Source organism: Kitasatospora sp. NPDC058478 (assembly GCF_042720345.1).
GTDB lineage: Bacteria > Actinomycetota > Actinomycetes > Streptomycetales > Streptomycetaceae > Kitasatospora.
On sequence record NZ_JBHXML010000018.1, the window covers coordinates 84,558 to 96,628 of the forward strand.

Genomic DNA, 12,071 nt, shown 5'->3' on the forward strand with positions numbered 1-12,071 from the left:
GCACCGGGGCCGGACAGCGGCCCGTCCTACCTGGTCAGGACCTGCTTCTCCCCTGCCTCCACCGCGAAGTCGAGCCGGTTGCCCGGCGGCGGGAACGGGCAGATGAAGTGGTCGGCGAAGGCGCACGGCGGCAGGTAGGCCCGGTTGAGGTCGAGGACGGTGCGGCCGTCCGCGTCCGGGGCGGGGAGGGTGATGAAGCGGAAGCGGTAGGTGCCGATGCCGCTGGTCGCGTCCGCGATGACGCCGGTGAGGCGGTCGCCGGAGCGGCTGACGGTCAGCTCGCGGTGCTCGCCGGCGACGGTGAAGGCGATCTGCCCGGTGACGGCGAGCGGGCGCTCCTTGCCGTCCGCATTGGGGACGAGCACGGACTGGGCGCCGTCCTCCTCGAACGGGGTGAAGACGGCGGGGACGGCCCACTCCGGCGAGTACGGGTAGGCGGAGATGCCCGCGAAGGCCGTCCGGCGCGGCGAGGCCGGATCGAAGACCCGCAGGGCGAGCTCGCCCTCGCGCTCGATCGGGACGAGCAGGAGGTCGCCGAGGGTGGCGGTGTCGGCGGCCGGATCGGTGTCGGGACGGAGCAGCGCTTCGCCGTCGACCGGCCCGTCGGCGCCGCCGACGGTGATGCCGTCCGCGGCCGCCGCCCGGACCCGGACGCCCTCGGCGTCGGCCCACCAGCTCCCGGGCAGGCCGACGATCTCGACGGGTCCGGGCTCCAACCAGTGCGTGCCGGTGAGTGCGAGCTGGCCGTGTGGCGAGCTCACCGACGCCGCCCGGCCATCGCTCCAGCGCTTCCAGTCCTCCGCGGCCGTAGCCGTCATCGGTACACCCTCCCACTTCGGTCCTCGGGCGGCCCGCTGTTCGGGCCGTCCACCTCGGTCACCCACCACAACGCCGCGCACCCGGACGGATCATTCCCGCCTGCCGGAACCGCCACAGGGCGGCAACATGGCGTCACGACGGCAACACCACGGACACGACGCCCGCCAGGACGACGGCCGGCCCGCTCGGCCGACACCCGGCCGCCGACACCCTGCCGCCGGCACCCAGCACCCGACGCGCCCACTCGCCCACGCGCCCACCCCGTCAGCTGCCGGCGCCCAGCGGCCGGAACAGCCCCTCCTGCACCACCGACACCACCAGCCGCCCGCTCCGGTCGAAGATCTGCCCGCGCGCGAGGCCGCGCCCGCCGTGGGCGATCGGGGACTCCTGCTGGTACAGCAGCCAGTCGTCCGTACGGAACGGGCGGTGGAACCACATCGCGTGGTCGAGCGAGGCCATGTCGAAGTGCCGGGTGCCCCAGAGCGGCTCGACGGGGGCGCGGACGGCGTCGAGCAGCGTCATGTCGCTGGCGTAGGTGAGGGCACAGACGTGGATCAGCGGGTCGTCCGGCAGCGGGCCGTCCGTCCGCAGCCAGACTCCGCTGCGCGCCTCGACCCCGGCCAGCTCCTCCTTCGTCCAGCGCAGCCGGTCGACGTAGCGGATGTCGAAGGGCTGGCGGCGGCTGATGAACGGGGGGAGTTCGCCGAGCCGGGAACCGACCTCCTCCAGCGCGCTGGGCAGGTCCTCGGGCGCGGGGACGTCCGGTATGGGGTGCTGGTGCTCGATGCCGCCCTCTTCGGGGCGGTGGAAGTCGGCGGTGAGGGCGAAGATCGACCGGCCGCCCTGGATGGCGAGCACCCGGCGCGTGGTGAAGGAGCGGCCGTCGCGGATCCGGTCGACCTGGTAGACGATCGGCACGCCGGGCACCCCGGGGCGCAGGAAGTAGGCGTGCAGCGAGTGGACCGGGCGGTCGCCGTCCACCGTGCGCCCGGCCGCGACCAGCGCCTGCCCGGCGACCTGGCCGCCGAACGTCCGCTGCAGCGCCTCCTCGGGGCTGCGCCCGCGGAAGATGTTCAGTTCGATCTGCTCCAGGTCGAGCAGGTCGACAAGGTCGTCGACGGGGGTACCCATGCGTGCGCTTCCTCTCCAGGCCCACGGCCCCGGCGGAGGTCTTCCGCCCGGCTCCGGCGCCCGTCCTGATCGAATTCTCCAACCCACTGGAATTCTCCGGCGACCGGGGTCATTCCCGCTCACCGGGCCGAAGGAGCCGATTCACTCGAACGAGTAAGCGAGCAGTAGGGGAAGAGCGGAAGAGCGGTCACCAGGCGGACGGACGAACGCCCACCCGGACTCAGGCCTCCCCCGCCTCTCCCGCCGCCAGCCCCGACTGCCGCACGGTGATGTTGAGCCGGCCGACCAGACCCAGCGCCGGATCCGCCGTGCCGGGCAGCGTGCGCACCACACCGTGGTACGCGAACCGGGCCGGGCCGCCGAACACCAGCAGGTCACCGCTGCGCAGTTCCAGGTCGGTCCACGGGCGGGTCCGGGTCTCGGTGTTCCCGAGCCGGAACACACAGGCGTCGCCGAGCGAGAGTGAGACCACGGGCGCGTCGGTCCGCTCGTCGCGGTCCTGGTGGAGGCCCATCTTCGCGCCGTGCGGGTAGTGGTTGACGATCGCGATGTCGGGTTCGTACGACGCGGCGCCGGCGATCTGACGGGCGTCCGTCCCGTAGGCGTCGGCGACGGCCCGGCGGGCGAGGCGGTCGAGTTCGGGCGGGAACGGCTTGACGGGCGTGCCGTCCTCCGCGTCCTTCCGGTAACCGTACGGATACCAGTGCCATCCGAGGCTGACCATTCGTACGGACATCATCCCGCCGGTGGGCATCCGCACGGCGTGCAGGCCGGCCGGTGGGCGGGCCCACTCCCGGCAGGCGGCCACCAGGCGCAGTTGGGCATCGGCGTCCAGCCAGCCGGGGAGGAGGACGGCACCGGGGGCGGGCTCGGCGCGCCCGCGTGCGGCAGCGGACCCCGACCGGCCGCCCGGGACGGCACCGGGCAGGTCACCGAACAGTTCGCCCTGGATCACCCCACCATCCTCCCGCACCGCCACGGCCGAAGCCCAGCCGGCCTCAGGAACCCGGCCGGCCTCGGGAGCCCGGACCGCTACCGGGGGTCGGGCTGCCGCCGGAGGTCGGACCGCCACCGGAGCCCGGACCGCCACTGGGGGTCGGCGATCCGCCGATCAGCCCCAGCTCCCGCGCGCAGTCCGGCCACGCCTCCCAGCCCTGCCGTCGGAGGATCTCCTCGCCGACGGTCGTCTGCTCCCGGCGGCTCGCGTGGTCCGGCCGGTCGGCGAAGCGCAAGCCGCCGGCGACCTCCCAGGTGGGCGGCCAGATCTGCAGGCCGCCGTAGTAGCCGTTGCCGGTGTCGGCCTGCCAGTCGCCGCCGCTCTCGCACTCGGCGAGGCCGTCCCACACGACGTCCGCGACCCGGGCCGCCGCACCGGCCCGCTCCCAGGGGATCGCCGCCGCCCCCGCCAGCAGCACCACGGCGACGCCCAGTCGAAGCACGACCCGGCACATACGCTCGTCACAGGGAAGCGGCACAGCAGCCGACCCTAGGCCGGTCTCCTCACGGCCCTCCCCAACGACACTCCGAACGCGCCGAACACACCAGAAACGCCGGGAACACCGGAAGCACCGGAAACGCCAACGGCCGCTCCCCCGCGCAGCGGAGAAGCGGCCGTGGTGTCAGCACACCGCCGGGGCCGGGAGGCCCGCTGAACCGACCTCAGGCCGGGGACGTCGGACAGCCGACATCAGGCGGCAGACCCCGGAGAGCCGGTGTCAAACGCTCAGACACTCAGTTGCTCAGAGGCCCAGGTGCTCAGGTGCTCAGACGCTCAGGGTCTGGCCCGGGAGGATCAGGTCGGGGTTGCCACCGATGACCTTGGCGTTGTTCTTGTACAGGTCGTGCCAGTCCAGGCCCTGCGCGGCGGCGATCGAGCTCAGGGTGTCACCGGACTTGACGGTGTAGCTGTCGCCCTTGGCCGGCTTGGCGTCGTTCGAGCCGGTCCAGCCCTTGGCGCCCTTGGCGGCGTCGTTCTTCGGCGCGGCCTTCGGCGCGACGTCAGCCTTCGGCGCAGCGGCGGCCTTCGGAGCAGCGGCCTTCGGCGCGACATCGGCCTTCGGCGCAGCGGCGGCCTTCGGGGCCTGGGTCTGCGCCGGCTTGGCGGCCGGGGCAGCCGGCTTGGCGGCGGTCGAACCGGCAGTCGAGCCGGTGGTCGAACCGGCCGAGGTGTCGACGGCGGCCGGGGTGCCGCCCTTGGTCAGGCCGGCCTTGACGGAGCACACGGGCCAGGCGCCCGGGCCCTGCGAGGCGAGGACCTTCTCGGCGACGGCGATCTGCTGCGCCTTGGTGGCCTGGTTGGCCTGCGAGGCGTAGGCGGTGCCGCCGAAGGCGGCCCAGGTGCTGGAGGTGAACTGCAGTCCGCCGTAGAAACCGTTGCCGGTGTTGATGGCCCAGTTGCCGCCGCTCTCGCACTGGGCGACGGAGTCCCAGGTGGAGACGGAGGCGGCGGAGGCCGAGGTGGCCGTGACGAGGCCGGCCACCGGCAGGGCCGCGACAGCGGCGCCCGCCACGACAGCCATCCGGACGCGGTTGCGCTTGGTGGCCGTGGAGGTGGTGGCAGCGGCGGTCTCGTGACGGAAGGTCATGGGGTTCCTCTCGAAAGCCCCGGGCGGGCATGCGGAACCAGGCCCTGGAGAGGGCCGCGTTCACTTGCCGCGTCCGTCGGGCGACCGTGCACGTGTCGGACGTGCCGCTTGCCGCCCCGGCCACCCAGCCGCTCACCGGCGACCTTTTCGAGCGATCGCGTCGGCGGGCACCTGCCGCATCCGGCGGGGAGCCGGAGGGGCGGTGCGTCGGGGGTGAACCCGGGTGGCGCTCGTTGCGCCGCCAATGAAGCTACGAGCCGGTCGGCGGGGAAACCAAAACTCCACCGGTCTGCCCAGCTCAGCCAAGGGTTACCGGCGGTAGTACCCGCACAATTCTGCCCGAAATGCCCGTTTTAGCCGTCGATTCGTAGATCAAACATCACGGTGGCGTGACTCACCTCACGGTTTCATTCCGGCAGGCCTGCCACCGACATCGACACATTGCGACCACGAGAACACGCGGCGCGGTCGGATCAGAGGCAATTCCCGTCAGCCTCGTCGACCACCCGTGACGCCTGACACAAGGGCCCGTTGGTCATGGCGACCTCCCCGTATCCGCCCCCGACCGCCAACCGCACCCACCAGAGGAGAACCCGTGCCGCGCATGCTCGACGTCAGCGACGAGGTCCGGTCCGAGATCGGCGACGACGAGGCGGACCGCCTCCTCGGCGGCGACCGCGCACCCGACAGCTACGAATGCACCTCCTGCCGCACCTCCGGCGACACCCACGCGGAGCCCACCAGCACCGTCCTGTTCGTCGGCGAGGAGACCGCCGTACTCGCCTTCGCCCACGCCCGCTGCATCCCGTCCCAGGTGGTGCCGGTGGCCGAGGAGCAGTTGGTCGGCGCCGTCCGCAGCATCAGCCAGGCCCAGACCGGCGCCCCGGCCGCGCCCGCGCACCCGCTGGTGCCCATTCCCGCGCCGACCCCGGCGACCGTCCCCACCGCCCAGCCCAGCGCACCGGGCCAGGCCGCCATCCTCGGCATCACCTGCGGGCTGGTGCTGCACGGCAAGGTCGGGCACGCCTCGCTGGTCGTCGAGCCGACCGGCCCGGTCGGGCGCCCCGGCAGCACCTCGGGCGAGGACGAGTTCCTCGACCTGCTCCAGGACGCCGGCTTCCAGGCCATCACCGACCTCGACGAGACCCCGGACCAACTGGGCGGCTGGTCGGTCCTGGTGGCGATGGGCAAGCTGCACGCGATCCTGCAGCCCGCTGCCGCCGGCGGCAGCACCGGCTGGTGGCAGGCGCACCAGCCGCTCCAGGTCACCGATGCCTGGCGGATGGCCGCGAGTCAGCTCTCCGAGGTCACCATGTACGCCGTCCCGGCCGGGATGGTGGGCCGTCAGCCGCGCGAGGACCTGCTCCGCCAGGCGCTGGAGCGGGCGGTGGCACTGGGCCAGGTGGTCGCCGCCTCCCTCCCCCTCGCCGGCACCTGAGCCCCTCGGCACCCGGGCCCGCCGACACCCGCCCTGTCGGCACCCAGCCCCAGCCGCGCGCCCGACCCAGGCGCGCGCCCGCCCCCGCCCCCTCAGCACCCAGCCCCAACCGCGCCCCGACCCGTCGGCACCCGGGCTCCACGCCCGGGCTCCGCACCCCGGCTCCGCACCCGCCGGAGCACCCGCCGGAGCACCCGCCGGAAGGCGGCCTCTCCCTCAGCACAAGCCGCCTTCCGGCCGGTCCCCGGCACCCCGCATCCCCGTGACCCCTCACTCGTTGGCCCCTGTGTGTACAGCTACGACGTCTCCGCGTCCCCCGGCCGGTCCACCACCGCCCCCCGCTCGATCCCCGGCATGCGCCCGTCGTACGACGCGGAGCACCCGCACTCGACGACGCCGATCTACGACGAGCTGTACTCCGAGTACCGGCGGCTGTTCCGCGCGCTCCCGGGCGACCGCTCGGGCGAGGAGGACCTGAAGTTCACCGGCTTCGCGGTCCGCGACGGCTACCCGGTGCTCGGCGAACCGCGCCCGTACCCGCCCCAGCACCAGGCCTTCCACAGCTACGGGGGGCAGCCGCCCGGCCTGCCGCAGTTCATGCCGAGCCAGCAGCACGGCCACTCCGCAGGGCACGCCACCGGCCACTCCGGCCACGGCGCCACCAGCCACACTGGCCACACCGGCCAAACCCACCACAGCACCACCGGCCACACCCACCACAGCGCGATGGGCCACACCGGCCACAGCGCCCCTCAGCCTCAGCCGCACCCCCACTCCGAGCCCGCCGCCCCGACCAGCGACGGCTTCGGCCAGGCCGCCCCGGCGGCCACCGCCCCTCAGCACACCCCGCCCCCGCCGCCCCAGTTCACCAACGGCCAGGGCTGGGTGGCCGCCGGCTACCTCGGCCCGATCCCGCACTCGATGCCCGCGCCGCCCCCGGCCCCCGCCCCGGCGATGGGCACCGCCACCGGCGTCGCCACCGCCGCGCCCACCGGCGGACGCCACCGCCAGATGCTCTCCCTCCCCCCGGGCCGCAACGGCGACCACCACTGAACCGCCCGCCTGCGCACCACTCACACGACCCGCACGACCCCGCACACACGACGAGGGCCCCGCCACCACCGTGACGGGGCCCTCGCCCACACCTACTGCCGGCACCCACCGACTACTGCCGGTGGATCACGACGTCCTACTTCCGCTTGCGCTTCTCCCGGACCCGCACCGAGATCGAGATCGGCGTCCCGACGAAGCCGAACTCCTCACGCAGCCGGCGCTCGATGAAGCGCCGGTAACCGGCCTCCAGGAAGCCCGAGGCGAACAGCACGAACCGCGGCGGACGGATGCCCGCCTGGGTGCCGAACAGGACGCGCGGCTGCTTGCCACCGCGGATCGGGTGCGGGTGGGCGGCCACCAGCTCGCCGAGGAAGGCGTTCAGCCGCGCGGTCGGGATGCGGGTCTCCCAGCCCTCCAGCGCGGTCTCGATCGCCGGGACGAGCCTCTCCATGTGCCGGCCGGTCTTGGCCGAGACGTTGACCCGGGGGGCCCACTGCACCTGGACGAGGTCGCGCTCGATCTCGCGCTCCAGGTAGAAGCGGCGCTCCTCGTCCATCTGGTCCCACTTGTTGTAGGCGATGACGACGGCGCGCCCGGCCTCGACGGCCATCGAGATGATCCGGGTGTCCTGCTCGGCGAGGGTCTCGCTGGCGTCGACCAGGACGACCGCGACCTCGGCCTTCTCCAGCGCGGAGGAGGTGCGCAGCGAGGCGTAGAAGTCGGCGCCGGCGGTCAGGTGGACCCGGCGGCGGATGCCGGCGGTGTCGACGAACTTCCAGGTCTTGCCAGCGAGTTCGATCATCTCGTCGACCGGGTCGCGGGTGGTGCCGGCCAGCTCGTTGACGACCACCCGCTCCTCGCCGGCGACCTTGTTCAGCAGGCTGGACTTGCCGACGTTCGGGCGGCCGATCAGCGCGATGCGACGCGGGCCGCCGGGGGCGGCGTCGCCGAAGGTCTGCGGCGGGGCCTCGGGCAGCGCGTCCATGACGGCGTCGAGCAGGTCGCCCGAGCCGCGGCCGTGCAGCGCGGAGACGGGGTGCGGCTCGCCCAGGCCCAGCGACCACAGGTAGGCGGCCTCGGCCTCGGTGGAGGGGCCGTCGACCTTGTTGGCGCACAGCACGGTCGGCTTGCCGGCCCGGCGGATGAGCTTGATCAGGGCTTCGTCGGTGTCGGTGGCGCCGACGGTGGCGTCGACCACGAACAGCACCGCGTCGGCCTGCTCGATGCCGAGCTCGGCCTGCGCGGCCACCATCGCGTCGAGGCCGAGGACGTCGATCTCCCAGCCGCCGGTGTCGACGACCTTGAAGCGGCGGCCGTTCCAGCTGGCCTCGTAGGTGACCCGGTCGCGGGTGACGCCCGGCTTGTCCTCGACGACGGCCTCGCGGCGGCCGATGATGCGGTTCACCAGGGTCGACTTGCCGACGTTCGGGCGGCCGACGATGGCCAGCACCGGCAGCGGTACGTGCTCGGCGCCGTCGAAGCCGTCCACGCCGTCGACGTCGAAGCCTTCCTCGGCGGCGATGGCCATGAACTCGGCGTAGTCGGCGGCGTCCAGTCCACCGTGGCCGGTGTCGGAGTGCTCTGCGGTCATGTTCGTCTGTTCCGTTTCCCGGCGCGGCCCTTCCCAGGGGCGCGCCGTGCGTACCTGCCCCGCTCGGGGCAGCGCGATGGTTGTCTCCGCGGCACCTCGGCGGCACCGCAGCTCATTCGGCCGTTCCGACCATTCCGGTCGTTCCGGTTGTTCAGACCATTTCGGTCGTTCCGGCCGTTCAGACCATTGTGGCCGTCCAGACCGGTCAGTTCTTCAGACCGGTCCGTCCATTCAGACCGACGACATCCCGGCCCGCTCCTCCACCAGCGCGGCGATCCGGTCGATCACCTGCTCCAGGGTGAGCTCGCTGGTGTCCACCAGGACGGCGTCCGCGGCCTGGGCCAGCGGGGCCGTCTTCCGGGAGGAGTCGGCGGCGTCCCGGCGGGCGAGGTCGGCGGCCATCGCGGTGATGGTCGCCTCGTCGACGCCCTTGGCGCGCAGCTCGGCCGCCCGGCGCTCGGCCCGGGCCTGCTCGGAGGCGGTCAGGAACACCTTGGCGGTGGCGTTCGGGAACACCACCGTCCCCATGTCCCGGCCCTCGGCGACGATGCCGCGCTCGGCGACCTCGGCGCAGCCGCGCTGCAGCTCCACCAGCCGGGACCGCACCGCCGGCACCGCGGAAACGGCGCTGACCTGCGCCGTCACCTCGGGGCCGCGGATCGGTCCGGAGACGTCCTGGCCGTCCACCGTGATGGTGGGACCGTCCGCGTCCGTGCCCGACACGATCACCGGCTTGCCGCACGCGACGGCCACCGCCTCCGGGTCGGCCACGTCGACGTCGTTGGCCAGCATCCACCAGGTCATCGCCCGGTACATGGCGCCGGTGTCCAGGAAGCTCAGGCCCAGCCGGGCCGCCACCGCCCGCGAGACGGTCGACTTGCCCGAACCGGAGGGTCCGTCGATCGCGACGACGACCGGGGCGTGCGCTCGGTCGGCAGTGTCCACGGGGCCGAACCTCTCTCTGGGCGTGAAAGCCGGGGCCTGGGGAGGCAGACGGCAGGGGATTGTCTCCCTCAAGGTTAATGGACCGCCGCCCTACCCACTCCGCCACCCGATCAGCCCAGTACCAGCCCCCTGCCAGCCCCCCTCGGCCCCGGGATCAGCCCCGGTACCGGCGCCGATATCAGCCCCGGGCTTCAGCCCCGGCTCCAGGCCCGGTATCAGCCCTGGTCGGGGCCCAGGACCTGCAGGACGGCGTTGCCCAGCCGGGGCCGCAGGTACTCCCCGTCCCACTCGATGCCGAGGATGCCGGCGGTGAAGGCCATCGGGATCTCGCGGCCGAGGAGGTCCCAGACGAACGGCACCTTGGAGACGTGCGAGGGGAAGTCGTTCACCGCGAAGGAGTCCCGGTGGTACGGGTTGGCGTCCGCCTCCCGCCAGCCGAAGGACTGGCGCAGCCGTGGCCCGTCGGGGGTCTGGGTGTGCGCGAGGAAGGCGGTGAGCCAGCCGGTCACCCGTGGGCCGCCGGACATCGACCGCCACTTGAAGAGCGAGCGCCAGAACTCGTCGTCGACCGCCCCGCCCGCCGCGGTCGCCGCGATCTCGTCGAGCACCGGGCGCAGTTCGGCGAACCACGGCGCCAGCCAGTCGAAGCGCTCCGCCAGCCCGGCGACCCGCGCCACCAGCAGCGCCCAGTCCTCGGCCGTGCCCTCCAGCCGGATCCGCGGGATGCCGCAGCGGGTCTCCCAGCGGAAGGCGTAGTAGGGGCTGACCACGTCCATCAGCGCCACCAGCGCGCAGGAGGCGTCGTCGGGCGTGGTCGTCGAGAACGCCGGCTGGAACAGCTCCACCAGCTCGGCCCCGACCGCCGCCGCCAGCGGCTCCCGCACCAGCCGGATCGACCGCGACCAGTCCGGCCCGGGCGCCGCCAGGGTGTCGTGGCGGACCACGATCGCTTCCCGGCGCCCCTCGGCGCCGCCGAACAGCGCCCGGTACCTCGGCGCGTACATCCGCGCGTGCACGGCCACCTCGTGCACCACCGCGTACCAGAGCACGTCCGGCGACAGGCTGAGCGGCAGGTGCTCCGCGAACGCGGCGTGGACCGCCCGCACCAGCAGGCTGCAGGTCGGCTCCGGCTCGGCGGGCTCCGGGTCCGGCGGCGTCGGCCGGGGCAGTTCGACCAGCGCTTCGACGCTGCGGTGGTGGATCCGGAAGTCCCCACCCACCACCGCCCGCAGGAACCGCTCGTTCCCCAGGTCCACCGGCCGGCCGTAGGACCCGTGCCGGGTCTCGCCCAGCGGCAACTCGATGATCACCCCTGCTCCCCCCTCAACCGAACCCCTCACCCGAAGCCCTCAACCGAACCGCTCGGCCGAACCCCTCACCCGAAGTCCCGGAAGCCGACCGGCCCCCGCAGCCCGATCAGTCCCGGACGCTCCACCCGCTCGCCCGCAGCGCCACCGTGAGCGGCTTGACCGCCCCCGGCGCCACCGACAGCTGGACGAAGCCCACCTGCTGGCCGGTCGAGTGCTCGATGACGACGTCCTCGATGTTGACCCCGGCCGCGCCGACCTCGCCGAACAGCCGGCCCAGCTCGCCGGGCTGGTCACCGAGCACCACGGCCACCGTCTCGTACCGGGTGGGCGGCGCGCCGTGCTTGCCGGGGATGCGGGCCTGGCCGGTGTTGCCGCGCCGCATGACCGCCTCGATCCCGGCCGCGCCCGCCCGGCGCTCGCCCTCCTCGGGGGCGTCCAGGGCGCGCAGCGCGGTGACGGTCTCCCCGAGGTCGGAGGCGACCTCCTCCAGGATGTCGGCGACCGCGCCGGCGTTGGCGGAGAGGATGTCGACCCACATGCCGGGGTTGGAGGCGGCGATCCTGGTGACGTCCCGGACGCCCTGCCCGGAGAGCCTTATGGCGGTCTCGTCGGCGTGCTCCAGCCGGGCGGCGACCAGCGAGGACACCAGCTGCGGGGCGTGCGAGACCAGGGCGACGGCCCGGTCGTGCGCGGCCGCGTCCATCACGATCGGCATCGCACCGCAGAGCGCGACCAGTTCCAGGGCGGCGTTGAGCGTCTCCGTGTCGGTGTCGTCGGTGGGGGTGAGCACCCAGGGGCGGCCCTCGAACAGGTCGGCGCGGGCGGCCAGCGGGCCGGAGCGCTCGCGGCCGGCCATCGGGTGGCTGCCGATGTAGTGGACGGTGTCGCAGCCGAGCGCGGCGACCTCGATGCACGGGCCGGCCTTGACGCTGGCGACGTCGGTGTACCAGCGGGCCAGGTTGCGGCGCTGGCAGTCGGCGAGCACCTTGCCGACGAGGGCGGGCGGCACGGCGATGATCGCCAGGTCGACCGGGCCGTCGGCCGGCTCGGTGATGCCGGCGCCGAGGGAGGCGGCGGTCCGGGCGGCGTCCGGGTCGGCGTCCTCCAGATGGACGGTCAGCCCGCGGCCGGCCAGGGCGAGCGCGGCGGAGGTGCCGATCAGTCCGGTACCGACGACGACGGCAGTGCGCATGGCGGGT

The 12,071-nt window shown here is 73.7% G+C and carries 11 protein-coding genes; 2 read left to right on the plus strand and 9 right to left on the minus strand.

Annotated features, from left to right (window positions below; genetic code table 11):
• Window positions 1-26: 26 nt before the first annotated feature.
• The 5 genes from ACFWPT_RS12705 to ACFWPT_RS12725 all read right to left on the minus strand — a co-directional run bounded on the left by ACFWPT_RS12705 (window position 27) and on the right by ACFWPT_RS12725 (window position 4,535).
• Entirely contained in the window at window positions 27-818 is a 792-nt protein-coding gene (locus ACFWPT_RS12705; protein ID WP_380481599.1) for a DUF1684 domain-containing protein, read from the minus strand.
• Window positions 819-1,083: 265 nt separating this feature from the next.
• A complete protein-coding gene (locus ACFWPT_RS12710; protein ID WP_063349667.1) occupies window positions 1,084-1,950 on the minus strand; it encodes an acyl-CoA thioesterase II in 867 nt (288 codons plus the stop codon).
• A 220-nt stretch (window positions 1,951-2,170) separates the two neighbouring features.
• Window positions 2,171-2,878 carry an alpha-ketoglutarate-dependent dioxygenase AlkB gene (locus tag ACFWPT_RS12715; RefSeq protein WP_380481620.1) on the minus strand — a complete coding sequence of 236 codons (708 nt, stop codon included), beginning with the start codon at window positions 2,876-2,878 and terminating at the stop codon, window positions 2,171-2,173.
• Between the two features lie 70 nt (window positions 2,879-2,948).
• On the minus strand, window positions 2,949-3,389 hold the full coding sequence (locus tag ACFWPT_RS12720) for a transglycosylase family protein (protein WP_380481601.1): 441 nt from the start codon (window positions 3,387-3,389) through the stop codon (window positions 2,949-2,951).
• A gap of 324 nt (window positions 3,390-3,713) precedes the next feature.
• The gene (locus ACFWPT_RS12725) at window positions 3,714-4,535 is read right to left on the minus strand and encodes a transglycosylase family protein (protein ID WP_380481603.1); all 822 of its coding nucleotides are present in this window, start codon (window positions 4,533-4,535) and stop codon (window positions 3,714-3,716) included.
• Window positions 4,536-5,139: 604 nt separating this feature from the next.
• On the opposite strand from ACFWPT_RS12725, the gene ACFWPT_RS12730 reads away from it, so the two are divergent.
• Window positions 5,140-5,973 carry a hypothetical protein gene (locus ACFWPT_RS12730; protein WP_380481622.1) on the plus strand — a complete coding sequence of 278 codons (834 nt, stop codon included), beginning with the start codon at window positions 5,140-5,142 and terminating at the stop codon, window positions 5,971-5,973.
• A 288-nt stretch (window positions 5,974-6,261) separates the two neighbouring features.
• A complete protein-coding gene (locus ACFWPT_RS12735) occupies window positions 6,262-7,026 on the plus strand; it encodes a hypothetical protein (protein WP_380481605.1) in 765 nt (254 codons plus the stop codon).
• 136 nt (window positions 7,027-7,162) lie between these two features.
• Here the strand turns inward: ACFWPT_RS12735 and der are convergent, their stop codons facing one another.
• From der to ACFWPT_RS12755, 4 genes are all read right to left on the minus strand, one after another.
• Window positions 7,163-8,617 carry a ribosome biogenesis GTPase Der gene (der, locus tag ACFWPT_RS12740; protein ID WP_063349663.1) on the minus strand — a complete coding sequence of 485 codons (1,455 nt, stop codon included), beginning with the start codon at window positions 8,615-8,617 and terminating at the stop codon, window positions 7,163-7,165.
• A gap of 231 nt (window positions 8,618-8,848) precedes the next feature.
• A complete protein-coding gene (cmk, locus tag ACFWPT_RS12745; RefSeq protein WP_380371734.1) occupies window positions 8,849-9,562 on the minus strand; it encodes a (d)CMP kinase in 714 nt (237 codons plus the stop codon).
• Between the two features lie 215 nt (window positions 9,563-9,777).
• A complete protein-coding gene (locus ACFWPT_RS12750) occupies window positions 9,778-10,872 on the minus strand; it encodes a DUF4419 domain-containing protein (RefSeq protein ID WP_380481607.1) in 1,095 nt (364 codons plus the stop codon).
• A 106-nt stretch (window positions 10,873-10,978) separates the two neighbouring features.
• Entirely contained in the window at window positions 10,979-12,064 is a 1,086-nt protein-coding gene (locus tag ACFWPT_RS12755; protein ID WP_380371739.1) for a prephenate dehydrogenase, read from the minus strand.
• Between the last annotated feature and the right edge of the window lie 7 nt (window positions 12,065-12,071).